The 24,405-nt window shown below is 60.6% G+C and carries 20 protein-coding genes; 9 read left to right on the plus strand and 11 right to left on the minus strand.

Annotated elements, in window-relative coordinates:
- Positions 1-208 precede the first annotated feature (208 nt).
- The 7 genes from AACX78_RS09490 to AACX78_RS09520 all read right to left on the minus strand — a co-directional run bounded on the left by AACX78_RS09490 (position 209) and on the right by AACX78_RS09520 (position 11,321).
- Positions 209-766 (minus strand): Lcl C-terminal domain-containing protein, encoded by a 558-nt coding sequence (locus AACX78_RS09490; RefSeq protein ID WP_159166043.1) that lies wholly within the window; start codon positions 764-766, stop codon positions 209-211.
- Positions 763-2,136 (minus strand): Lcl C-terminal domain-containing protein, encoded by a 1,374-nt coding sequence (locus tag AACX78_RS09495; protein ID WP_159166044.1) that lies wholly within the window; start codon positions 2,134-2,136, stop codon positions 763-765. The genes AACX78_RS09490 and AACX78_RS09495 overlap by 4 nt, the downstream gene beginning before the upstream one ends.
- A gap of 55 nt (positions 2,137-2,191) precedes the next feature.
- Positions 2,192-4,606, minus strand: a complete 2,415-nt coding sequence (locus AACX78_RS09500; RefSeq protein WP_159166045.1) for a proprotein convertase P-domain-containing protein — start codon at positions 4,604-4,606, stop codon at positions 2,192-2,194.
- A 38-nt stretch (positions 4,607-4,644) separates the two neighbouring features.
- A complete protein-coding gene (locus tag AACX78_RS09505; protein ID WP_159166046.1) occupies positions 4,645-6,705 on the minus strand; it encodes a prolyl oligopeptidase family serine peptidase in 2,061 nt (686 codons plus the stop codon).
- The gene (locus AACX78_RS09510; RefSeq protein WP_159166047.1) at positions 6,705-8,870 is read right to left on the minus strand and encodes a TonB-dependent hemoglobin/transferrin/lactoferrin family receptor; all 2,166 of its coding nucleotides are present in this window, start codon (positions 8,868-8,870) and stop codon (positions 6,705-6,707) included. The genes AACX78_RS09505 and AACX78_RS09510 overlap by 1 nt, the downstream gene beginning before the upstream one ends.
- Before the next feature lie 329 nt (positions 8,871-9,199).
- Positions 9,200-11,050 carry a DUF3413 domain-containing protein gene (locus AACX78_RS09515; RefSeq protein WP_159166048.1) on the minus strand — a complete coding sequence of 617 codons (1,851 nt, stop codon included), beginning with the start codon at positions 11,048-11,050 and terminating at the stop codon, positions 9,200-9,202.
- A 43-nt stretch (positions 11,051-11,093) separates the two neighbouring features.
- Positions 11,094-11,321: a YejL family protein gene (locus AACX78_RS09520; RefSeq protein ID WP_005310102.1), complete on the minus strand. Its 228-nt coding sequence runs from the start codon at positions 11,319-11,321 to the stop codon at positions 11,094-11,096.
- A gap of 73 nt (positions 11,322-11,394) precedes the next feature.
- On the opposite strand from AACX78_RS09520, the gene yejK reads away from it, so the two are divergent.
- The 5 genes from yejK to AACX78_RS09545 all read left to right on the plus strand — a co-directional run bounded on the left by yejK (position 11,395) and on the right by AACX78_RS09545 (position 17,961).
- Positions 11,395-12,444: a nucleoid-associated protein YejK gene (yejK, locus tag AACX78_RS09525; RefSeq protein WP_165484289.1), complete on the plus strand. Its 1,050-nt coding sequence runs from the start codon at positions 11,395-11,397 to the stop codon at positions 12,442-12,444.
- A gap of 395 nt (positions 12,445-12,839) precedes the next feature.
- The gene (malE, locus tag AACX78_RS09530) at positions 12,840-14,021 is read left to right on the plus strand and encodes a maltose/maltodextrin ABC transporter substrate-binding protein MalE (protein ID WP_005310106.1); all 1,182 of its coding nucleotides are present in this window, start codon (positions 12,840-12,842) and stop codon (positions 14,019-14,021) included.
- A 75-nt stretch (positions 14,022-14,096) separates the two neighbouring features.
- On the plus strand, positions 14,097-15,749 hold the full coding sequence (gene malF / locus AACX78_RS09535; RefSeq protein WP_159166049.1) for a maltose ABC transporter permease MalF: 1,653 nt from the start codon (positions 14,097-14,099) through the stop codon (positions 15,747-15,749).
- Positions 15,750-15,761: 12 nt separating this feature from the next.
- A complete protein-coding gene (gene malG, locus AACX78_RS09540) occupies positions 15,762-16,652 on the plus strand; it encodes a maltose ABC transporter permease MalG (RefSeq protein ID WP_017412117.1) in 891 nt (296 codons plus the stop codon).
- Positions 16,653-16,824: 172 nt separating this feature from the next.
- The gene (locus tag AACX78_RS09545; protein WP_059113441.1) at positions 16,825-17,961 is read left to right on the plus strand and encodes an ABC transporter ATP-binding protein; all 1,137 of its coding nucleotides are present in this window, start codon (positions 16,825-16,827) and stop codon (positions 17,959-17,961) included.
- 106 nt (positions 17,962-18,067) lie between these two features.
- Here AACX78_RS09545 and ppk2 read toward each other — a convergent pair whose 3' ends face one another.
- Positions 18,068-18,883: a polyphosphate kinase 2 gene (gene ppk2 / locus AACX78_RS09550; RefSeq protein ID WP_159166050.1), complete on the minus strand. Its 816-nt coding sequence runs from the start codon at positions 18,881-18,883 to the stop codon at positions 18,068-18,070.
- Between the two features lie 225 nt (positions 18,884-19,108).
- Between ppk2 and AACX78_RS09555 the strand changes: the two genes are divergently transcribed.
- Positions 19,109-19,909, plus strand: coding sequence for an alpha/beta fold hydrolase (locus AACX78_RS09555; protein WP_159166051.1), 801 nt, complete (start codon positions 19,109-19,111; stop codon positions 19,907-19,909).
- A 105-nt stretch (positions 19,910-20,014) separates the two neighbouring features.
- Here AACX78_RS09555 and AACX78_RS09560 read toward each other — a convergent pair whose 3' ends face one another.
- Positions 20,015-21,085, minus strand: a complete 1,071-nt coding sequence (locus AACX78_RS09560) for an AI-2E family transporter (protein ID WP_021138538.1) — start codon at positions 21,083-21,085, stop codon at positions 20,015-20,017.
- A 25-nt stretch (positions 21,086-21,110) separates the two neighbouring features.
- Positions 21,111-21,344, minus strand: coding sequence for a sulfurtransferase TusA family protein (locus tag AACX78_RS09565; protein ID WP_099992557.1), 234 nt, complete (start codon positions 21,342-21,344; stop codon positions 21,111-21,113).
- 128 nt (positions 21,345-21,472) lie between these two features.
- Between AACX78_RS09565 and AACX78_RS09570 the strand changes: the two genes are divergently transcribed.
- Positions 21,473-22,927, plus strand: coding sequence for a beta-barrel assembly-enhancing protease (locus tag AACX78_RS09570; protein ID WP_353851636.1), 1,455 nt, complete (start codon positions 21,473-21,475; stop codon positions 22,925-22,927).
- 194 nt (positions 22,928-23,121) lie between these two features.
- Here AACX78_RS09570 and AACX78_RS09575 read toward each other — a convergent pair whose 3' ends face one another.
- The gene (locus AACX78_RS09575; protein WP_159166052.1) at positions 23,122-23,601 is read right to left on the minus strand and encodes a TlpA family protein disulfide reductase; all 480 of its coding nucleotides are present in this window, start codon (positions 23,599-23,601) and stop codon (positions 23,122-23,124) included.
- A gap of 58 nt (positions 23,602-23,659) precedes the next feature.
- On the opposite strand from AACX78_RS09575, the gene arsC reads away from it, so the two are divergent.
- Together arsC and AACX78_RS09585 are read left to right on the plus strand one after the other, a co-directional pair.
- Complete coding sequence (gene arsC / locus AACX78_RS09580; protein WP_021138542.1) at positions 23,660-24,010, plus strand: arsenate reductase (glutaredoxin); 351 nt, start codon at positions 23,660-23,662, stop codon at positions 24,008-24,010.
- Positions 24,007-24,402, plus strand: coding sequence for a DUF2069 domain-containing protein (locus AACX78_RS09585; protein ID WP_005310127.1), 396 nt, complete (start codon positions 24,007-24,009; stop codon positions 24,400-24,402). Before arsC ends, AACX78_RS09585 begins: the two co-directional genes overlap by 4 nt.
- Positions 24,403-24,405: the final 3 nt, after the last annotated feature.

Consider the following 24,405-nt stretch of genomic DNA (forward strand, 5'->3'; position numbering starts at 1 on the left):
GGATTGGTTCAACGCCGCTAGACTAACCGCTCTGCCCGTTTCATGCCAGCGATCCGGGGTGCAAATCCTGCCAGATCCGGCACAGGATGACGTCTTCTGGTTATTTTCTGACAAGGTGCACATTCGGTGTACAGCGCTTTTGCACAGCTCGGAGGTGGCCGGACAAGGATCCGCTTTTCAGCGGGATCCTGTGGCCACCCCCGTGCAATCAACGCACCAGGAGTAGCTGTTTGGCCCAGGCGCCGGGCGCCCGCATGCCGACGGCGCCGCTGGTGATATCCAGATAGGCGACGCTCTTGCTGGCCGGCACCGGGGTCGAGGACCAGAGATAGACGTAACCGTCGTTCACCTCTTTCCCTTCACCGGCCATGGCGCGGGGGAAGATGGTTTCGTTGAGCGCCGGCTTGTAGCAGGCGGACTCCAGCACGCTGGTCAGCTCCTTGATGGTGGGCAGGCGCCAGCCGCCGTGGCCGCCGAAGTTGTACAGGGCATGGCTCGGCTCGGTGCGGATCCGCTCTGCGGTCAGCAGGGCCTGCTGCCAGTAAAGCCGGGTCGGTTCGCCGCTGCAGCTCTGGTTGCGCCAGCTCTGGCCGAGCTGGCAGCGCATCCAGGTCAGGCCGGTGGATCGATCCGTGACGGTGCCGTTGCCGCGATCGATGAAGCGGGCGGTGGGGCTGGTTCTGGGCATGGTGTCGTCGCAGATGGCGGTGGCCAGGGCGAGGGGGCTGCCAAGGGTCAGCAGCAGGGTCAACATCAAGCGGTTCATCGGGTTACCTCCGCCACCAGCCGCAGTTGCAGACCGTTGGCATCATCGCTGTTTTGAACTGTGGTGGCGTAGTCGGTACCGGCGTCATCGCCGAGGAAAATATGGACGATGGCGCTCAGGGGGGCGCTCTCCAGCCGACGGGACGGGGTCAGGGTCTGGCTCCAGTAGTAGCCGCTGAAATCCTTGGTGGTGGTGCCGACATCGGGGAAGTAGCGCACATCCATGGTGACCAGCTGGCCATACTGGCGGGCGAGCGAGCCGTAGTGTTGCAGGCTCATCAGCTCGCGCGAGTGGGGCATGCGCCAGCTGGTGATGCCGCACAGCTGCTGGGTGTTGAGCCACTGGCGATATTGCTCTGTGGTGCAGATGGCCTCGCCTTGCGGGCAGGCGTAGTCAAGCTCCTGCTGGGTGGGGTGATAGTCGCCAAGCTCCCAGGCGAAGGTGCGATGCAGATCGCGTGGGCTCTTTGCATCATTCAGCTTCCTCTCCCAGACGAGGCGGGTAGTGAGATCCTCCACACATTCCCACTGGGGGGCGTCATCCGGCAGGGGCTGGCCCTTGCCATCCAGCTTGCGATAGCGCAGCGGGGCCTTGCCTAGGCTGGCTTCCTGGCCCGGGTGGTCGGCGGGCTCTTCGGTGAGCAGGTAGTCGACACCATCCGTGTAGGTAGTGACGCCGCTGCCGGTGACCAGGGGATGGGAGTATTGCTGTTGCAGCATGCGGGTGACGCTCTCTTGCAGGCTGGTCAGCTCGCCGTGCTGGGCAAAGTGGCTGGCCAGCTCGGGCAGCAGGCTGCCGAGGGCCGGCCACACCACGGCTTGCAGGAGGACGGGCGAAAGGTCCGATGTCTCCGGCTCGGCATCCCTGATCACCGTCTGCAGCAGTTGCCCCAGCGCCAGGTTGAAGTCGGCCAGTTGCGACAGGGCGGCCAGCCCTTGACCTGGTTGCAGCGGCGCCAGCGCGGCCAACATCTCGTCGAGTGCCTGTTTGGGCGGATGTCCCTCGGCGATGCTGCTTTGCAGCAGGGTGCTGAGCAGGCTGGGGGTCAGGGTCTGGCCATCCAGTCGGGCGGCCGGGTGCAGCAGCGCCGGCGCTGCCGGGTTGGTTGGCAGGAACAGCAGCGGACTGGTCAGCAGGGCGGGGGCGGTGCCGCTCAGCTGACGGGCACCGGCTACGCCGCTGACGCTGGGCTCTCCCTCGTCACAGCGGGTGTTCTGGTTGAGATTGACGCACAGGGTGCCACTCTCGGGCAGACTGACGTTCAGGGTATAGGCAGGTGCCGCCAGCGGCGCCTCATCCGAGCCGCCGCCACCGCAGGCGGTGAGCAGGGGGGCCAGCAGGCAGGCCAGGCGGGAATAGGTTGGATTCATCTCTTGTCCTTGGGAAGGGGCCAGGGCCCCTTCTTCTTATATGTGGGTGGGTTACTCAGCCGCGCTGGCGAAGGCGGCGCCAGATCGCCAGCGGCAGCAGCCAGAGCAGGTTGGCCGCACCGCCGCCACTGCTGTCGTCCACCGGGAAGTGGATGATGCCGTCATCCGGCGGAGCTATGGGTTCACCACACTGGGCGCCGATGCGCTGGCTGATGCTCCAGCCATTGATGCGGCCCTGATACCCGGGTTTGCTGTCCACCACTTCCAGCGTCCATCTGCCGGCCAGCGGCTCTCCCAGCAAGGGGGTGAAGGCTTGCAGGGGCAGCAGCTCGGTAGGGAAGACACCTTTCAGCCGCGGCAGTGGGCTGTAGCCCTTGTCCCAGATCTGGATGCGGGTGCCGGAGGGGGAGTTGAGCCAGATCTCCAGCTCATCCAGGGCGTCGTGTTGCAGATCCAGGGTCAGTTGCAACTGCTCGCTCACTTTGGCGTTGGTCTTCTCCAGCTGCAGGCTGGCTTGGCTCAAGCCGCGTACTTCCTCGCTCTGGGCATCGCTGAGGAGCAGCGGCTGGCCAGTGGCGCGGCTGATGATAGGCGTGCCTATGGGCAGGCTCAGTGGCTGCTGCCACTGGCGCTCGGTCGGACTGGTCCCCGTCATGACGAGGCTTACCGGCAGGCTCACCTCATCGCCGCAGGCCAGCGGGCTCTGGGCCAGCAGTCGCAGCGTGGTAGTGGTGCTGGCACCTGCCGCCAGTGTGGTGGCTTGCCATTGGTAGGGATCGGCCTGCAGCCCGGCGGGCAGGGTCAGGGTCAGCTCATTGAGGGTCACTGGCGCCGAGCCCTGATTGGTGAGTGTCACCTGTACGGATTGACGCTGTCCCAGCTCGATGGCGCTGCCCTCGGCCAGCGCGATATTGACCGGCGCCAGCAAGAGGCCGTGCTGACGGAAGGCGTGCTCCAGATGGCTGGCGTAGTGACGGGCCGGGTAGAGCCGCGCCGCCGTGTCCACAGTGATGCGGGCCAGCTGTGGCATGCGAATGGCCGGGCCCAGCCCGAAGTGGGATTCGATGATGACGCGGTCAAACTCGTCCCTGGCCCCTTCGCCATGCTCGGTTACCGAGGCCAGCAGGGCCTGGAACAGCGGTGTGCCCCACAACTGATCGCCGTTGCTGCCGTTGATGGTGCGGTGGGCCGGATAGCTGTAGTCCGGGTGGTAGCGGGCCCGCAGATCATCCAGCTGGCGCGGGGTACGATCGGTGAAGCGTGCATCCCAGTTGAATACCATGGCCGGTTCGAACTGGCGACCCGCCTCGCTGCGCTGGCGGTGGCTGGCGGCCAGGTAGTCGCTGAAGCCCTCGCCGATGGCGCCCCAGTCTGCCTCCTCCCCGAGATCCGGCACTATGTGGTGCTGCACCGCGTGGCCGAACTCGTGCCAGATCACCATGGGATCTTCGGCATCGGGCACGCCGCTGCGGCCCAGCTCCAGTCTGCGCTCGAAAGGGTCATAGAGGGAGTTGTCCTGATAGCCGGCCTCTGTGTCTATGTCGAGGGCCCCGGGGATGAGCCCGCTAAAGCCCAGCTTCTTGATGTGGCGCTGGGCCAAGTCAAGGTGGTAATAGGCGTTGATGTCGGCAAAGCCCTGATCGTCCCGGGTCAACCGGAATGCCTGCGGGTCATCACTGCTGAAAGGCGCGGTATCGGGCTCCATGGCATCCACCACCCGGGCGTGAGGGCCGCTCAGCATATAGCGTCCCCCTTGCAGTGTGACCGGCAGGGGAACTCTGTCCTGATAGGCGGCGTCCGCCAGTACCAGTTCGTCGTGCCAGACCAGGCTGGCGTCTTGCAGCTGGGTGCGGGGATCCGGGTCGAATACTCGTGCTTCCACTTGGGTGTCGCCGGCGTCGGCGGTGCGGCTGGCCTGGGTGCTGGCCGCATCCATCCAGCGGCCCAGCTCCCGGCTGCCGTCGCAACTGGCGAACAGTTGTACATAGGTGGCCTTGGCGTTGCCTGCCTGGTGTTCGCGCACCCGTTGGCGCAGGGCGGGCACCAGGGTATCGCCGTCGCGCCAGTACCAGGCTTCGACCGCTCCCTGCGGATCGATCTCGCTGCCCGTATCGCGTAGCTGACTGAGCAGGGGATCCAGATTGCTGCTCACATCGCAGCCGGGCTCGCTGCTCTGCAGCGGCCGACTGTTGTGATAGAGGCGCCAGGGCTTGCCGGTCTTATCGACACTGACGGCCGCCTGTATGGTGGCCACCGGCAAGTCGTTGACCAGTTGGCGGAAGCTGTAGTGGTGGCCAAGCAGGCTGGCCCTGTCGTAGTCGGGGGCGAGCGTGACGCCGAGGCGCTGCTCGAGCCACTGCTGCGGCGTGGTGGTAATGGGTTTTTCATCGACAAACTGCAACTCGGCCGCCAGCAGAGGCTGTGAGAGCAAGGTTGCCGCCAGCCAGAGGGCCAGGGAAGAGGGTTTCATGGTTTACTCCAACACAAAAATGAGAAAAGGATGTGCCATCAGCGGGTAACACCAGCCAGGGTGAGCAGGAAGGCATATTCTCGCGCTGCCTGCTGGTGGGCGTTGCCAGCACTGGCCTGGTGGCCGCTGTCGAGAGCCGTGCTCAGCAGATAGGGGCCCTTGCCCGTGCTGTGCTCCCGCAGCCGGGCGACCCATTTAAGCGGCTCCCAGTAAGGCACCTGGCTGTCGTGCAGTCCGGCGGTCACGTAAACCGGGGGATAGGGCTGCCGTTGCAGGTTGTCATAGGGGCTCAGGCGACGCATGGCCGCATAGTCGGCGGGAATGGCCGGATTGCCCCACTCGGCGTACTCCTGGCGGGTGAGCGGCAGTTCGGGATCGCTCATGGTGCCGAGCAGATCGACGAAGGGCACCTGCAACACGGCGCCGGCAAAGCGGGTTGGTGCCTGATTGAGCGCCGCCGCCACCAGCAGACCGCCGGCACTGCCGCCCATGGCGAACAGCCGGGCAGGATCGATGGCCGGATCCCGGGCCAGCGCCTCTGCCACGGTCAGGAAGTCGTCCACGCTGTGCTGTTTTTGCTGGCCGCGCCCTGCCAGATACCAGTCGTTTCCCAGCATGCCGCCGCCGCGCACGTGAGCGATGGCGTAGACAAAACCGCGATCCAGCAAACTCAGCACCTGGGGCTGGTAGTAGGGGCGCATGGGGGTGCCATAGGCGCCGTAGCCGTAGAGCAGCAGCGCCTTGGGCTTGGTGATGTCGGTGCGCCACACCAGAGATACGGGTACCTTGACCCCATCCTTGCCCACCACCCAGCGTCGCTCGCTTCGGTAGGGGGAGGGGGCCTGCGTCTGCGCGCCAGCTTGCCACTGACCGCTGGTCAGATTAAGCCAGCGCTGGTGCGGCGGCTCGGCCATCCCTTGCCTGCGGATCAGGATCTGCTGGCTGGCCGGGTCATGAGCGCCCTGGATCCAGGCCGTGCCAGCTCCCTCGGTGAGATGCACGCGCTGGCTGAGCTGGCCGCTTGAATTCAGCACATCGAGCCAGTCGTCCCCTGCCTTGCGGTATTGCAGGACCGTATGGTCGGCAAACAGGCGCCACTTCTCCAGGCTCTTGTTTTCGCCGGACCAGAGGGGTTGCCAGTGCCCCTCGGCCACCTGTGTCAGACTGGTCACCTGATAAAGGCCGAGGGCACCATCTTTGTTGCTCTTGATGAGCACTCGCTCCCCTTGGGTATCCAGGTAGTACTCGACACCGGCCTGACGGGCTTTGAGCAGAGAGGGGGTTCCCTCGTCCAGCAGGTACTGCTCCGAGCTGTCGTGGTTGTTGCTCTGCAGCAGCAGGTGGCGTTTGTCCGTGGTGCCATAGAGGCTGAGCAGCCAGGCGGGATCGGCCTCCTGGTGTACTAGCCGCTCCTTGCCATCCTGCCAGGCCCACAGCTGCCATGGGCGCAGGGTGCGGCGCTCGTTGGCAAGGGTGTAGAGGGTCTTGCCGTCCAGGCTCCAGAGCAGATCGGCGGCCCTGTGCGCCAGAGTGGTCAGGGTCTTGCCGCTATCCAGATCCAGCAGGGTGATGCGGTAGTCCAGATCGCCGCGCAGGTCTTCGGCCAGGGCCAGCCAGCGCCCGTTCTGGTGCAGTGCCCAGCCGGCGAGTTCGTAATAGCCGCTCGCCGGTTGACGCGGCGCCAGTCGCTGACGGGGCTGCGCCTTGTCATCAGCCCGTTGCCACAGGCTGCCGTCGGCCTCCATCCGCCACTGGCTGCCCGCTTCAGTGTGCCACTCGGCGGGCATGGGCTCGCCGCGTGGCTGTGTCTGCCACTCGGCTTGCAGCGCCTGCTCCAGCGGCCGCTGGCTGGCGAGCTGCTGCTCGGTCCAGCGGTTCTGTTCGGCCAGCATGGCCAGCAGGGCGGGATCCTGACGGCTGTCGTCACGCCAGCCGCCATAGGGATCCCACCGCGCTACCTTGCCCTTCATCAACAGGGGACGCTTGGCAATGGCTGGCGTGCTCTGTGGCGCCGTGGTGGTTGCCGTCATGCCTGCGGCCTCGGTGGGTGAGGCCACCGGATTGGCCAGCAGAGCCGTCATTATCAATAGCGCGTGCATCAGATCCCCACGAAGGTGTAGCGCAGGCTGGCGCTCAGGTAGCGGCCCGTCTGGGTGTAGAGTCCCGCATCGCTGCCCGCTTCCTGCCCGGCTACATCCTGATAGCGGGTGTAACGGGTATCGAGCAGGTTATCTAGCTTGAGGTTGGCCTTGAGGGCGTCTGTTATCTGCCAGTCGGCGGTCAGGGCGAAGCTGAGCCAGCCCGCACTCTTCATGCACTCGCTCTGCTGCTGGGTCAGGCTGTTGCCGCAAGTGGGCACCCGGCTCATGGCGGCGGCATAATCGGCTTGCAGCCCCAGGTTCCAGTCGTTGGCCTGATAGCTGAGGCGGGTATTGCCCTCCAGCGGGGTCAGGTTGCGCGGTGACTCGCCCTGGCTGTCCTTGCCATCCACCCAGCCGAACTTGGTGGCCAGTTCCCACTGCTGGGTCAGCCAGTAGCTGGCGGCGATCTCGGCGCCCCAGGTCTCGGACTTGGCCACGTTGCGGTATTGGCGCAGCATGACGCCGTCGCTCAGACGGAAGCCCACTTGGCGCCAGTCGACGAAGTTGTAGTAGCGGTTGTAGAAGAGCGCCGGCTTGATGCTCCACTCATCCCCTTCACCGCTTACACCCCACTCGAAGCTGTGGCTGGTCTCCTCCTTGAGGTCCGGGTTGGCGATGATCTCGAACGGCGGCAGGGCAAAGTAGTGGGGAATATTGCCGTACACCTTGTCGTAGGAGGGGGCACTAAAACCGTTGGCATAGCTGAGCCAGCTGCGCCACTGATCGTTGAAGCGGTAGCTGGTGGCCAGACTGGGGGAGAGGTGCCAGCTGTGGTTGCTGGCACCCTTGCCATCTTGCGGGCTCAGCCACTGGTGATCCATGCGCAGTGTGGGGGTGAATTGCCATTGCCCAAGGCTCGCCACATCTCCCAGCCAGATGCCGGCGCGGTCCGTGCGGGCACTGCTGAAGGGTGCGGATTGGCCGGGCTGGGGAATGCCCGCCTCCAAGGTCAGTTTGTCGACCGGCCGTTCGTGGCTTGCGCGCTCCAGTTCGACGCCATAGCTCAGCTTGTGTTCGATGGCGCCGGTCGTCAGATCGCGGCGAATGTCCAGCTCGCCGCCGAGCAGATCCTCGGTGAAGGTGGCCAGCTCCCGTTCGCTGCGATAGCGGGGATAGCCGCTCAGCAGGTCATTTTGCAGCAGGCTGCGTTTGTTGGCGCTGTTCTTGGCATGATTGCCGTGCAGGCTCAAGGTGAACTGATCCGCCAGCAGATGGTCGAGGCTGCGCGCCTCCCAGCTCAGCTTGGCGCCCTGGGAGCGCTGGGTGCTGTCCTCGCGATACTGGCGGACCTGCCATTTGCCATCGGGCTGGGGCACTTCGCGCGGCCCCTGATCCCGCTTGGCGTTGTCCTCGAAGTAGTCGAGTTCGAGGCGCAGCAGGTGGTGCTCGTTCAGAATGAAGCGAGAACTGGTGGAGGCACTCAGGCCATCCAGATCCGCCGGGATGCGGCTCTGGTCATAGTTGGCTGTCTCGTGCCCCTGCCAGCCAGAGAGGCGCAACAGGTGTTCTGTCTCAGCCCAGCGGGCGGCACCGGTGGCGCTCAACTTCTGCTTGTTGCTGCTGCCATCATGCAGGACTTTGCTGCTGAGGTAGGCATCTTGCCCCTGCAGATAATCCTCCGGCTGCTTGGTGGAGATGACGATGGTGCCGCCGATGGCGTCTGATCCGTGCAGGGCGGAGCCTGCCCCCTTGGCCACCTCAATCTGCTTGACGTCATCCAGGTCGAAGCTGAAACGGCCCACCTTGTCGTTGAGATCGTCGGCACCGAAGCCGTCGCTGACCCTGACCCCGTCCTTGATGATCAGCACCCGGTTGCCGCCAATGCCGCGGATGCTGATGTTTTGCGGACGCCCTGCCGAGCCGGTCACAGAAACGCCGGGTTCGTTCTTGAACACGTCTGTGAGTTCGGTGGCGATCAGGCGATCCAGATCCTCTTCGGTGATGACTGTGATGGCGCCCGAGATATCGGACAGCTTCTGTTCGACCCGCTGGCCTTTGACCACTATGGTCTCGCGCGCCTTTAGGTGAGCCGGGGTGCCAGTCCCATTGAGTTGGGTCTGATCGCTGGCGGCCAGCGCTGTGCCGGACAGCAGCATGGGCCAGTAGTGCAGCAGTATTTTCATTTTGAGAATGATTGTTATTTAAGCCTGAAGGGCGCGGATTATTGCAGAGTGGTCCATCCAGATCAACGATTGATAATCATTATCATTTTGTTTTTATGATCTTGATCAGATTGATGTTTTTGATGAAAAGGTCAGTAGTGAAAAGAAGAACGTTTGCGCCGGCAAGTGAGAACATGAAGAGGAGAAGAGGGCTATCTGGCTGGGCATAAAACCCGTCCCCTATGGGCTCCCTTGGGCATAGATGCCCAGCTGTTGTTTTCCGGCACGTGCTGCACGCAATAAAAAGCCCGCTACGGGAGCGGGCTTGGTGAGTTGTGGTTTTCTGGCCGTCAGGGGGCGCGATAGAAGCGGTTGAGCTCGTTCATCACCTGGATCATGACACCCATGTCGGGGGTGCCGTGCTTGATGGGACGGTAGCTGTTGCGCTCCAGCAGTTCAAAATCACCCTGCTTGTTGAAGTGGGTGATGGTGTTGCCCTGATAGATGGCAAAATCACGCTGATCCCCGGCCAGCAGCCAGTTGCGCGGGCTGTTGTCGAACAGACTGCGGCCTGTGCTGTAGTCCCGTGCCGGGTTGCGCACCCCCAGCATGCCCTGCATCAGGGTGGGCACCAGATCCAGATGGCTGCTCAACTGGCTCTGCGCCAGGGTGTCGTTGCCCGGCCAGGCCAGCACGAAAGGCACCTGCACCTGATAGGGCGAGTAGTTGGTGCCGTAACCCCAGCTGTTGCTGCGAGTATCGTTGAACTCCTGACCGTGGTTGGAGGTCACCACGACTATGGTCTGCTCGTTCAGGCCCTGCTGTTGCAGCTGGCTCAGCATCTGTTCCAGCAACTGATCGGTGTAGAAGACGGTGTTCTTGTAACGGTTCTCAAGCTTCTGCAGGTTTTTGGCCTGATAAGCGGTGGCCGGATTGAACTGGGTCAGCTCGGGCTGGAAGGGGCCCTTCATGTCGGCCGGCAGCTGGTAATCACCGGGGCTCGACAGATAGACCAGCGAGAACCAGGGTCTGTCCGGCGAGCGCTTGGCGAGCCACTGCTGCCAGTCACCGATCAGCAGCTGATCATTGGTCTGCTCGGAGACAAACACCTGCTTGCGCAGACCAGAGAGGATGCTCTGGCGATACTGCTGCGCATCTTCCAGCGCGCCAAACAGGCCGAACTGGTAATCCTGGCGCAGCATCTCGTCGAACAGTACCGGCGGTGTCTTGTCGTTGCGGATGTCGTCGTAATAGTGGCCGGGCAGGCCATAGAAGAGGCTGAACATCCCCATCACGTCGTCATTGCCGCCACTCATGTGGTTACGGAAATTGAGATGGCTGTCTGCATAACGCTGCAGATTGGGCATGTTGATGCTGTTGAGCATGTCGGCTCGCAACGAATCCACCACCACCACCAGCAGGTTCTTGTGGGCAATGGGGGCGTTGACGCTGAGCGGGCGCAGCGGGTAGCGCAAGCGGCTCTCGCTCTCGCCATCCTGGGATTCGGCCTTCTTCTCGTACTGATCCAGGTCCAGCCAGCCGTGCTTGGCCAGGAAGCTCTTGGCAGTCATGGGGTAGGAGAGCGGGAAGTTGGCGCGCTGCATGGTAATGGGCTGATACAGGGTGGCATCGGCCCAGCTGTTGACCACGTGGGTCAGAATGAAGCAGACCAGCAGGGCCAGCCCTACCTGATTGCCATACTGACGGCGCTTGCGCTTGTTGATCTTGCGCCACACATAGGCCGACAGCAGCAGTTGCAGCAGGAAGATGGTCGGTACCGCCACGAAGATGATGCTCCAGATCGAGCCCTCCTCGGTCTGGGCCTGATCCAGCAGCAACTGCCACACCTGAGCGTTCAAGTGGAACTTGAACAGCTGGAACACCTGGGTGTCGATGAGCAGGAGCACCAGCGCCAGGGTGGCGATGATGGCCGAAATGAAGCGCAGCAGCTTCTCTTTGGGCAGCACGAAACTCAGCGGGAATATGGTCAACAGGTAGGTGACAAAGCTCAGAAACGAGAAGTGACCTATCCAGCTGATGATGAGATAGGTCACGCCGAGCGTGGTCGATGGCCAGCTGATGGCACCCAGATAGCGGGTGGCAATCAGCATGGCCAGAATGATGTTGAAGAAGGAGAACCAATGCCCCCAGGTGATCAGGCGAGAGACATTATCACGATAGGGGTTGCCGGTTTCGACCATAGTGATCCATCTGCTTTGAGAAACGTCAAAAAAAGGCGGCGACTCAGTGAGTGTCGTGGCGAGTGTCGACCGAGGAAGTCAGTGCCTGGACATATTTTTCAGTGATCGCCTGGCGTTGTGCCGGGGCCATGCCGTTGATGATATTGGTCGTCACGTTACCCAGCACCATGAGGCTGAGGTCGACAGGCGCCTTGTGCTTTTCCAGTACAGTGATCAGGTCATTCATCAGGTCATCAAATTGCTGGTTTGTGTACTTTGATACGATGGGCATAATCTTCAGTTCATCTCGGTTCAAAGCGCCTTATAATACTTCACCCTTTCGGCTAACACTATGGCTTTGTGACATGAGTCTCGATATCGACAAGATCATTCTTCACTCCCTGCGCCAGGGCGGCGATGGTCAACCTCACGCCGACACCCGCAGCCAGACCCTGCCTGCTGATGAGGCAGTTCAGGGGCTGATGGCGGAGCTGCATCGCATTTACAACGGCAAGGGTGGCAAGGGCTTTGGCTTTTTCGCTGACCCCGAAGCTGCCGTCGCCGAGCTGGCCGACGGTGAGGAAGCCCCCAAGCAGCCTTCTCCCGCCTTTCGCATTGCCCTCGAGCAGCTGCTCGGCGATCAGCTCGAATTCGTCCCCTTCTCGGTCAATATGACCCAGCTGCTGGTCAAGAACCTGGTGGATCACGCCCTCGACGAGCAGGGTGTATTGCTGTTTGCCAAATACAACTATGTGGGGGTCGATTACCTGATGGTCGCCCTGCTGGAAGGCAAGGAAAGCGTCACCGTCAGCGAGGCGCTGGACTTGCGCCATATCCATTATCTGGATATCGGCAAGCTCAATCTGGTGGCCCGCATCGATTTGACCGAATGGAAAACCCAGCCAGACTCTCGCCGTTATATCACTTTCAGCAAGGGGCGGGTCGGTCGCAAACTGGGCGACTTTTTCATGGACTTGCTGGGTGCCCGCGAGGGCATGGATGCCAAGATCCAAAATAAAGGGCTGCTGCAGGCGGTGGACGATTATTGCGACAGTCGTCAGCTCGAACCGGCCGAGCGCAACGACTACAAGAAGCAAGTCTTCAAATATTGCACCGAGCAGGCCAGCGCCGGTGAAGAGATCGAAATCAAGGAGCTCTCCGCAGAATTACCCGGTGACGGCGACCTCGATTTTTACAGCTTCATCGGTCAGGAGTATGAGCTGGAAGAGCGCTTCCCCGCCGATCGCTCCACCCTGCGGGGCCTGACCAAGTTCGTCGGCTCCGGTGGCGGTCTGACCCTGAGCTTCGAGCAGAAATTGCTGAACAGCCGGGTGTTTTACGATCCTCAGACAGATACCCTGACCATTCGCGGCGTGCCACCCAATCTCAAGGATCAGCTGCTGCGCCAGTCGTAATGTGATCTGCTTTCCATTTTTGGCAAAAAGACACCGCACTTCGCTGCGGTGTCTTTTTATTTAATGGGGTAAGTCGCCTCGAAACCAACTCGGTGCTTTGTTAACAATTTAAACAGAATAACCACCGTGAAAGGGTTTTCAATACGGTGAAAACCCTTTCATTTGTGTTTTTTTATTTCCATTTGGTAATTTAATTTCTGTTTTTGGCGAGAAATATGCCAGTAAATGGCGATAACCCCCTGAAATAAGAAAATGTTTTCATAACTTTCTGGAAGAAAATACGTAATTGCATTTCAAAAATGCGAGTTGCGTCATGTGAGGCAGTAGCGGCTTGGGATAATATTCATCTCGCACACAATGCTCTTACAGCGCGGAACTAATACAAGGAAAGGCTCATGAAAAAGAAATTGCTGTCATCCCTGATCGGTCTGGCTACTCTGGGCGTGGCTTGCTCTGCCACCGCCGCCATTGACGAAGGTCAACTGACCATCTGGATTAACGGTGACAAGGGATACAATGGTCTGGCTGAAGTAGGTAAGAAGTTTGAAGCCGAAACCGGCATCAAGGTGACGGTTGCTCACCCTGATCAGGTGGAAGTGAAATTCCAGCAAGCTGCTGCCACCGGCAACGGTCCGGACATCTTCTTCTGGGCTCACGACCGTTACGGTGAGTGGGTCAAGGCCGGTCTGCTGGTACCTGTTACCCCGAACGCAGCCACCAAAGCCAAGTTTGAACAGTTCGCCTGGGATGCCATGGCAGTGGATGGCAAGACCTACGGTTATCCGGTTGCGGTAGAAGCCGTGAGCCTTATCTATAACAAGGATCTGCTGCCCGAGCCGCCGAAAACCTTCGAAGAGATCGCCAAGATCGACGAAGCGCTGAAGAAAAATGGCAAGCGCGCCATCATGTGGGCCTATGACACCCCCTATTTCAGCTACCCGCTGGTGGCTGCCAACGGTGGCTATGCCTTCAAGAAAACCGCTACCGGTTATGACGTGAAAGATACCGGCGTGAACAACGCAGGTGCCAAGGCCGGTGTTGGCTATATCTCCGAGATGATCAAATCCGGTCACCTGGAAAAAGGCATCGACTACGGTGTGATGGACGCCAAGTTCAACAAGGGCGAAGTGGCCATGATGATCAACGGTCCCTGGGCCTGGAGCAACCTGGACAAGAGCGGCATCAAGTACGGTGTAGCGTCCCTGCCGACCCTGAAGGGCAACCCGGCCAAAGCCTTCGTTGGCGTACTGGGTGCGACCATCAACGCCGCCAGCCCGAACAAGGATCTGGCTATCGAGTTCCTGGAAAACTACCTGCTGACCGATGCCGGTCTGGCGCCGGTCAACGCCGACAAGCCGTTGGGTGCCGTAGCACTGAAGTCCTTCCAGAAGACCCTGGAATCCGATCCGCACATCAAGGCAACCATGGTGAACGCCCAGAATGGCGAGCCGATGCCGTCCGTGCCTGAGATGAGCCGTTTCTGGTCTTCCTTCGAAACTGCCCTCAAGAACGTGACCTCCGGCCGTCAGAGCGTTGACGAAGCCCTGGATACCGCTGCCAAGCGTATCGTTCAGTAAGCATGCACTACCCGGGAGGCCGCAACGGCCTCCCACTCTCTCAAATCTCTCTTGGCGTTATAAAGGTTAATTGGCATGGAAGTAGTACCTTCTATTGAATCCTATGCCGGTCCGAAGGATAAGCACACCTGGCTTAAGTGGACCATCGCTGCTCTGGTAGCTATCCTCAACGGTTATGCGGCCGTGATGATGTACGCCAGCGGTGAGTGGGTATTCGCTCTGCTCGATCTGGTGGTGGTGTCCGTCGGTCTGTATGTCTTCATGAACAAGAAGACTTATGCCCACCGCTATATCTTCCCCGGTGTGGCTGGCATGGTTGTGTTTATCATCTTCCCTCTTGCCTACACGATCGGCATCGCCTTCACCAACTACTCGGGAGCCAACTTGCTCTCCCTTGAGCAGGCACGGGATTACCATCTGAAAAAAAGCTACAAGGTGGCTGGCGGTGAATTCGATTTCACCCTGCTGGGTGGTGAGAACAGTCAGTTTCAGCTGTTGCTGAAACAGGACGACCAAGCCTTTATCAGTCAACCCCTTACTCTGATGAACAACAAGGCCCGTGAACTGGCTGTCCGCGAGGGCAGAGTGCAGGACGCAGTCCAGGTTGTTCAGTTGCAGCCTCTGGCAGAAGAGGCCGTGGACAAGGTGGCCCCCATTCGTGCCATCGTCGATCATCGCACTCACCTGAGCGCGCTGGATCTGGTATTGCCGGAAGGTGGCATTCACCTGACCCTGAGCAGCCTGCGCAAGTTTGCCGCCCAGAAGCAGCAGTACACCCGGCTGATGGATGGCGCCGTGCTCAAATCCGGCGTGGTGATCAAAGACAGCAACCTGCTGCGTGACACCCAGACCGGCGAGCTGATGCTGCCCAACGGTGACACCGGCTTCTATCAATACATCGACGAGCAGGGACAGTTTGTCGGCAAGGGCATGGCCCCCGGTTTCGTGGTGAGCGTGGGTTGGAAAAACTTCGTGCGCATCATGACAGACCCGGGTATCCAGGGTCCCTTCATGCAGATCTTCGTCTGGACAGTGATCTTTTCCGCCGGCTCAGTGGGCTTCACCCTGGCCATCGGCATGGTGATGGCATGTCTGGTGCAGTGGGAACAGCTTAGAGGTCGCGGCTTCTACCGGGTCATGCTGATCCTGCCCTATGCGATACCGGCGTTTATCTCCATCCTGGTGTTCAAGGGCTTGTTCAACCAGAACTTCGGCGAGATCAACCTGTTCCTGGAAGCGGCGTTCGGCATCAAGCCGGACTGGTACACCACCCCCTTCCTGGCCAAGGTGATGATCCTCATTGTCAATACCTGGCTTGGTTACCCCTACATGATGATCCTCTGCATGGGCTTGCTCAAAGCCATTCCGGATGATCTCTACGAGGCGTCCGCCATGGACGGTGCCGGTCCTGTGCAGAACTTCTTCAAGATCACGGTTCCGCTCTTGATGAAGCCGCTCACCCCGCTGCTGATTGCATCCTTTGCTTTCAACTTCAACAACTTCGTACTCATACAGTTGTTGACGAACGGAGCACCGGACATCATAGGCGCCAGTACCCCGGCCGGTACCACGGATCTGTTGGTGAACTACACCTACCGGATTGCGTTCCAGGGCTCGGGTGGTCAGGACTACGGTCTGGCCAGTGCCATCGCTACCGCCATCTTCCTGATCGTCGGCGCGCTTGCACTGCTCAACCTGAAATTGTCCAAAGCCGACAAGCAACAGTAAGGAGGCTTCTCAATGGCTATCGTACAACCCAAATCAGTCAAATACCGGGTGTGGGCAACCCACCTGGTCATGTGGGCCTTCCTGGCGCTGATCATCTTCCCGGTGATCATGGTCATCGCCATCTCGTTTCGTAACGGTAACTTCTCGGTGGGGGAAATCATCCCCTCCGATCCGACCCTGGATCACTGGAAGCTGGCGCTGGGCATGTCCATCACCAACGCTGATGGCAGCATCACGCCGCCGCCGTTCCCCGTGCTGACCTGGCTGTGGAACTCCATCAAGATCGCCGGCATCACTGCCCTGATGATAGTGACGCTGTCGACCACCTGTGCCTATGCGTTTGCCCGCCTGCGTTTTCGCGGCAAGCAGACCATATTGCAAGGGATGTTGATCTTCCAGATGTTCCCGGCCGTGCTGGCACTGGTGGCCATCTATGCGCTGTTCAACAAGATAGGTGACTATGTGCCCTGGTTGGGTCTCAACACCCACGGTGGCCTGATCCTGGCTTACATGGGCGGCATAGCGCTGCACGTCTGGACCATCAAGGGCTACTTCGAGACCATAGACTCCTCTCTGGAAGAGGCGGCAGCCATCGATGGGGCGACCCCGTGGCAGGCGTTCCGCCTGATCCTGTTGCCCCTGTCGGTGCCCATTCTGGCGGTGGTGTTCATTCTGGCCTTCATCGGAACCATCACTGAGGTCCCCGTGGCCTCCATCCTGCTGCAGGATGTGAACAACCTGACCCTGGCGGTCGGTGCCCAGCAATATCTCTATCCGCAGAACTATCTGTGGGGTGACTTTGCGGCTGCAGCCGTCCTGTCGGGTTTGCCCATTACTGTGGTCTTCCTGATGGCGCAGCGCTGGCTGGTCGGCGGCCTAACCGCCGGTGGTGTGAAAGGTTAAGTGTCTTGCCGCACCTGCCACGTCGCCAGCCTCAAGGTGTTCCTGCTGGTCTGTCACAGGGCTGGCTGGTCGGCGGCCTAACCGCTGGCGGTGTGAAAGGTTAAGTTTATGGCCGGGGGAGCTGACTCCCCCCGCCGTCACGATTTGCAAAGATTCAAGAGCGGAGCTCGTCATGGCTGAAGTAGTACTCAACAACGTTCGCAAGAACTACGATCCGGCGGTCCACAAGGACACGCTGCGCAACATCAACCTGGCCATCAAGGAAGGGGAGTTCATCGTCTTCGTCGGCCCGTCCGGCTGCGGCAAGTCCACCCTGCTGCGGATGATCGCGGGTCTGGAAGACATCACCAGCGGTGAGCTGACTATCGGCGGTCGTTACATGAACGACGTGCCGCCGGTTGAGCGCAACGTCGGCATGGTGTTCCAGTCCTACGCTCTCTATCCGCACATGAACATCTACGAGAACATGGCCTTTGGCCTCAAGCTCAAGAAGATGGACAAGGAGAACATTCACAAGCGGGTGATGCGCGCCGCCGAAATCCTGGGGCTTGAGCCATTGCTGGACAGAAAACCCAAGGCGCTCTCCGGCGGTCAGCGCCAGCGAGTGGCCATAGGTCGCTCCATAGTGCAGCAGCCGCAGGTGTTCCTGTTTGACGAACCCTTGTCCAACCTGGATGCCGCCCTGCGGGTCAAGATGCGCATCGAGATCGCCAAACTGCACAAGGAGCTCAACTCCACCATCATCTACGTGACCCACGATCAGGTGGAAGCCATGACACTGGCCAACCGCATCGTGGTGCTGAGCCCGCTCAAGGGCGAGGCCCAAACCAACCTGGAGCAGTTCGGCACCCCGCTCGATCTCTACCACAACCCGGACAACAAGTTCGTGGCGGGCTTTATCGGCTCACCCAAGATGAACTTCCTGTCGGGCGAATTGCTGGAGATTGGCGAGCAGGAGTGTGTGGTCAAACTCACCTCCGGCGATACGGTGCGGGCGCGGGTTGATGCCCGTCGTGGCTCGGTCGGTGACAAGGTAGAGCTGGGTATTCGTCCCGAGCATCTGTTCCCGCTCAGTCACCCCCATGCTCACAGCAAGGTGAGCGGGATAGTGCAGGTGGCTGAACACCTGGGCGCCGAGTCTTTTGTCTATATGGATGTGGATGGTCACGACTTTACCGTCAAGGCCACCTCGGACGTGGATGTGGCTACCGGTCAGACCTACAGCGTGGGTATCCCGGCTGAAGCCTGTTATCTGTTTGACGCCAAAGAGCAGGCGTTCCCTCGTACCGCCAAGTACATTCGTACCTGATTTTTTTGCGCTGGTTTTCCTTAGTATTCAATGCCTTTTTGCCGGTCGTCAGACCGGCTTTTTATTGCCTGCCGTTCGGGAAACATGGCAGGCAGGGTGATGGTGATCAGGCCTCCAGCTCGGCGGTAATGTCGGGTACAAAGGTCTGGCTGGCCAGCGGCGGGCGTTCGTACCCCTCTGTCTTGATGGGGGGCAGCTTGATGGGTTCGTAGTGGATCGCCTCGTAGGGCACCTTGCCGAGCAGGTGGGCGATGCAGTTGAGGCGTGCCCGGCGCTTGTCGTCGGCATCGACTACGAACCAGGGGCAGTCTTCCGTGTCCGTGTAAGTGAACATGTCATCCTTGGCGCGGGAGTACTCCACCCAGCGCGAACGGGATTGCAAGTCCATGGGGCTGAACTTCCAGCGCTTGATGGGGGTGTTGATCCGCTCCTTGAAACGCTTCTCCTGCTCTTCGTCCGAGACCGAGAACCAGTATTTGATCAGGGTGATCCCTGAGCGGATCAGCATGCGTTCAAACTCGGGACAGGCCCGCAGAAACTCGCGATACTCCGCATCGCTGCAAAACCCCATCACCCGCTCGACCCCGGCCCGGTTGTACCAGGAACGGTCGAACAGCACCATTTCACCGGCGGCGGGCAGGTGGGCGGCATAGCGTTGAAAATACCACTGGGATCGCTCTCTATCGGAGGGGGCGGGCAAGGCGGTGACCCGGCAGACCCGGGGGTTGAGCGGTTCGGTAATCGCCTTGATGACGCCCCCTTTACCGGCGGCGTCCCGTCCTTCGAACAGTACCACTACCTTTAACCCCTCCTGCTTGACCCACTCCTGCAGCTTGACCAGCTCCTCCTGCAGATGGGTGAGGTGATGCTCATAGCACTTCTTGTCCAGACGCGAGCGCTTCTTGCTCTTTTCCTTCGGCATGGCTTTCTCCTTTTTGAGTCCTTTCCTTGAGTCACCTTCAGCTTGCACCAGGGAGGCGCCACTGCCAAGGACTGCGTGTTACACTGCCGCCCCGTCGCTGGCAGCAAAACAGCATGGCGATTTACACTGCCGCCTCATCAGCCGCTGGCAATAGAAAAAACATGACGCCATTTATGGCGATTTGCATTGCCGTCTTATCATCAGCAGCAGGCAACAGGAGAAAACATGAAGCAATTTATGGAGATAGCGGGCCGCCAAATGGCCTATCTGGACGAGGGGCAGGGCCCGGTTCTGTTGTTTGGCCACAGCTACCTGTGGGACAGCGCCATGTGGGCGCCGCAGATTGCCGCGCTCAAGGGCCAGTACCGCTGTATCGTGCCCGAGCTGTGGGGCCATGGCGATTCCGACCGGTTGCCGGAAGGTCCCTGTACCCTGGCGACCCTGGCCCGGGATCACTTGGCGCTGCTCGATGCCCTCGGGGTCGAAGAGTGTGTGCTGGTGGGTCTCTCCATCGGTGGCATGTGGGGTGTCGAGCTGGCCAGGATGGCACCGACCCGTCTCAAGGGAGTGGTGCTGATGGACAGCTTCGTCGGTCTCGAGCCCCAGATCACCTGTGAGCGCTACCTCGGCATGCTGGGCATGATTGGGCAGCTCGGCGCAATACCGGCCCCCATAGTGGAGCAGGTGGCGCCGTTGTTTTTTGCCAATCAGCCGAATGCGGCCTTGGTTGACGGATTCAAGGAACGCCTTGCCTCCTGGCCGGGGGAGAAGATAGCCGCCTTGGTGGCGGTGGGCCGCAGCTTTGTGACCCGGGAAGACCGTATCGACTGGCTGGAAGAGATCAGGGTGCCGGCGCTGGTCATGACCGGCTGCGAAGACAAGGCGCGCCCCGTGTTGGAAGGCTATCTGATGGCTGAAGTGCTGGGTTGCCCCTTCAAGGAGATACCGGCCGCTGGCCACATCTCCACGCTGGAAAATCCCGCCTTCGTCAATCAGGCACTGACGGCATTTCTGGCCGGGCTCTGATATCGACAACCGCTATTGCATGACGAAGAAGGGAGCCGTGGGCTCCCTTCTTTGTTTTATGATTGCTGGTTGTCACCCTCTGTCACCGGAGAGGTGCATGCGCCCTCAGACGCCGGGCAGGGCCGGATCATCCCGCTTGGGCCAGGCATTGATCACCGCCTTGACCAGGGTGGCGAGGGGAATGGCGAAAAAGACGCCCCAGAACCCCCACAGGCCGCCAAACACCAGCACGGCTATGATGATGGCCACCGGATGCAGGTTGACCGCCTCGGAGAAAAGCAGAGGCACCAGCAGGTTGCCATCGAGGGCCTGGATCACCAGATAGGCCACCATCAGCCAGACGAAATCAGAAGAGAATCCCCACTGGAACAGGGCCACCATGGCCACAGGTACAGTGACCGCTGCCGCGCCTATGTAAGGAATGAGCACGGAGAAGCCGACCGCCACCGCCAGCAGGGCGGAGTAGCGCAGTCCCATCAGGGCAAAGGGGATATAGGTAGCCACCCCGACGATAAGGATCTCGATCACCTTGCCCCGAACATAGTTGATGATCTGGCCGTTCATCTCGGTCCAGACCCGCTTGACCAGAGCCCGGTTGCGCGGCATGAAGCGGGTGAGCCCGCTGAGCAATGGCTGCTTGTCCTTGAGCATGAAGAACACCATCAGCGGCACCAGAATGAGGTAAATAAGAAGAGCCACCACGTTCACCAGCGAGCTGAGAGAGGCGCTCACCAGATGCTCGCCGCCACTCAGGATGCGTTGGCGAATGTTGTCTATCACAGTCTCGACCAGGGTGACGTCGATGATCTCGGGATAGAGGTCCGGCAGGGTGCGCACATAGTCCTGGGCATGGGCCAGCATGGAGGGGGACTCCTTGGCCAGATTGATGCCCTGACTCACCAGGGTCGGGATCAGTCCCAGCAAGGCCATCACTGTCAGTGCGATGAACAGCAGCAGCACCAGCGTGGTGGCTAGCGCGCGGGAGAGCCCGGTCCGTTGCAGCCGGTTGACCGGCCATTCCAGCAGATAAGCCATGACGATGGCCACCAGTATGGGGGCCAGCAGGTTGCCAAACAGCCAGAGCACGGCAAAGCCGAACACCAGCAACAGGAAGAGGGTGACCGCATCGGGGTCGGAGAAACGGGTCTGATACCAGCGCTTGAGTACTTCTAACATGACAGCATCCTTTCGTGACTGGGGCTCATGATGGCTGTTTGGCCCCGACAACCAACTGCAAAAAGATCGTATTGTCCGGCTCCTGTCGCAACCAGAAGTTGTGCCCCTGGCGTTGCAAGTAGGCTGGAATATCCTGCCGGGAGCCCGGGTCTGCCAGCTGAATGGACAAGGATTGACCGGGCGTCGCCTGACGCAACCAGAGCTTGAGCCGGATCAGTGGCTCCGGGCAGCGCCAGGGGGTCAGATCGAGGTGTTCCATAGGGGCTCCATCGGGCATGAAGCGGTTATTATGGCCGTGATAAGAGCATGAAACAACGCTTGTAGCCCTTGAGGGGCAAGGGTATTCTGCCGGTGTCCCGGTAGGGTCTGATTGGAGATAGAGATAACGTGGCACGCTTTTCCCCTTTGATGGCATCGCTTCCCCTGCTGGCTTCCCTGATGGGTGCCACTTTCCATGCCCAGGCGAGCAATCAGCTTCCCGACATAGGCACCGCCGGGGTGGCCGCCCTGCCCATCGAGCAGGAGGTACGCTATGGCAATGCCTTCATGCGTTTCGCCCGGGCCGGTTTGCCGATCATAGATGATCCCGTGCTGAGTCAGTACATAGACGATCTGGGGCAGCGCTTGCTGACCAACGCCGACGGGGTGCGTTTTCCCTTTACCTTCTTCCTTATCAATGATCCCAGCATCAACGCGGCCGCCTTCCTCGGCGGTCGGGTCAAGGTGCACACCGGCCTCTTCCTCTATGCCGACAGCGAGAGCGAGCTGGCCTCGGTACTGGCGCACGAAATCACCCACGTGACCCAGCGCCACATTGCCCGCTACATGGAGGCGCAGGCGAGCAGCTCAGCCATGACCCTGGCCGGGCTGGTGGGCTCCATTGCGCTCGCGGTGATCAACCCCACCGCCGGTATCGCCGCCTTGCAGACCACCCTCGGATTGTCGATGCAATCGGCCATCAACTACACCCGCGACAACGAATATGAAGCGGACCGGATCGGCATGAAGACCCTGTATGACGCAGGGTTTGACCCCATGGGCATGGCCAACTTCTTCCAGAAGCTGGCGGCCGAGTATCGCTACGCCAGCAAGCCGCCCCAGATGCTGCTCACTCACCCCCTGCCCGAGACCCGGATCTCCGAGGCCCGTGGCCGAGCCAACAGCTATGGGCGCCGCAACTTGCCCCCCAGCCTCGACTTCTGGTTGGCCAAGGTGCGTATTCAGGTGCGCTATGGCACCGAGACCCCACAGGCGCTGCTCAGCTATTTCGACAGCCGTCTGCAAAAAGGGGATTACCCCCTCAAGGATGCGGCCACCTATGGCAAGGCGCTGGCCTTGTTGCAACTCAAGCGCACCGATGAGGCTGACACCCTGATGCAGGAGCTGGCAACCCGTCATCCGGAAGACTTGTTCGTGGTCGATGCCCTGACCGATATCGATCTCGCCAAGGGACGCAGCGCCCAGGCCATTGCACGGCTGGAGAAGTTCCGCGCCCGCATGCCGGATAACGAAGTGGTGGTGGTAAATCTGGGTAACGCCTATCTGGAAGGGGGCGATTACAAGAAATCCATCGCCATCCTGGACCCCTATGCCCGGGATCACGAAGAGAACAGCCTGGCCTGGAACCTGCTCTCCGATGCCTATCGCAAGGCGGGCAGAATGACAGAGTTGCACATGGCGCGCGCCGAGATGCTCTCCCTGCGGGGGGATTATCAAGCCGCCATCGACGAGCTGATCGTGGCCCGTGGCACCACCAGCGACAAGCTGACCCTGGCCAGACTGGAGGCGCGCATCACAGAGCTGGAGCGCGCGAAAAAGGATCTCGACAGCCTGAAAGGGTGATGACTCAGACAAGCGGTGAAACGGGGTGTGCCAGCAATGGCCCGCCCCGTTTTCTTTCCGGGTGGAAGACTCTTCCCGGCCACCCTTCAGAAGGGAGCGGGGCGGCAGACTCGTGATGCAAGAGAAGCGTCGCAGACGCTCAAATGTCAGGAAGGTGCATCGGTGCTTCCCCTGGCAAGGGGAGGGGAGCTTCTCTAACGAAATTGCGCAGCCCGCACCTTGAGGGCGGCAATCTTCTGTTCGTCGAGCTCTCCCACCAGCGTCGATTGCAACATGCCCTCGCCATCGAGCAGATAGCTGGTGGGCAGCCCGGTTGGGAGAGAGAAGGGGAGGTGCGCCTCTTTATCTGCGATCAGCAGCGGGACTCTGATGTGATGGCGACTGGCCAGTGCTCCCAGCTCGGCCGGGGTGGCAGGATCGTAACTGATCACCACCACGGTTATCTTGCCCTCCTGCGCCAGTGTCTCCAGCAGCGGCAATTCCCGCAGGCAGGGGGTGCACCAGGGCGCGAAGTAGTTGACCAGGAGCGGCTTGCCGGCAAACTGCGCCAGTGTCACCGGCTGACCCTGGTCGTTGCTGAACTCGGGGGCCGGGGAGCAGGCTGTCAGCAGAGCGGCCACAATCATCCAACAAATTCGTTTCATTTCCTTTGCCCTGCCGCTTACCCTGACCATCCGTTTCCCCTACAATAGCGCCGTTTCTTGTCCCATCTTGCCATATCAGGGAGTTACCATGAGCGAGACCCAAATCTACCACAATCCGCGCTGTTCAAAGAGCCGTGAAACCCTGGCCCTGCTGGAACAGCACGGGATCGCCCCGGATGTGGTGCTCTATCTGGAGCAGGCGCCGAGTGAAGATGTCATTCGCACCCTGCTGACCCAACTGGGCTTTGCCGATCCGCGCCAGCTGATGCGCACCAAGGAAGATCTCTACAAAGAGCTGGGGCTGGCAGATCAGAGCGGCGATGCCCTCATTCGCGCCATGCACCAGCATCCCAAGCTCATCGAGCGCCCCATCGTCATCAAAGATGGCAAGGCCCGAATCGGCCGCCCCCCCGAGCAAGTGCTGGAGATCCTCAAGTGACCACTCGCTTCGCCCGTCTGCTGACCCTGGTCGGCTTCTTTGGCCTGCTGGGTTGGGTCATCCTCTGGCACCTGTTTCTTTCTCCCCACCCTGACCTCAATCCCTGGTTGCTACCGGTGATCTGGACCGTGCCGCTCCTGTTCCCGCTCAAGGGCATAGTACAGGGCAACCCTTACACCCACGCCTGGGGCAACTTCGTGCTGATGCCCTATTTCCTGCACGCCCTGACGCTGATCACCACGGATGAGGGGGAGCGTTGGCTGGCTGTGGTTGAACTGGTGTTCACCACACTGGCGTTTGTCGGCACCATCTATTACGCCCGCCTGCGCGGCCGGGAGCTGGGCCTCAGCATTCGCAAGAAGAAGGGTGAGCTTTCACAAGAAGAGAAATAAGGC

It is taken from the genome of Aeromonas sp. 9A (assembly GCF_963900955.1).
GTDB classification, from domain to species: Bacteria; Pseudomonadota; Gammaproteobacteria; order Enterobacterales; family Aeromonadaceae; genus Aeromonas; species Aeromonas salmonicida.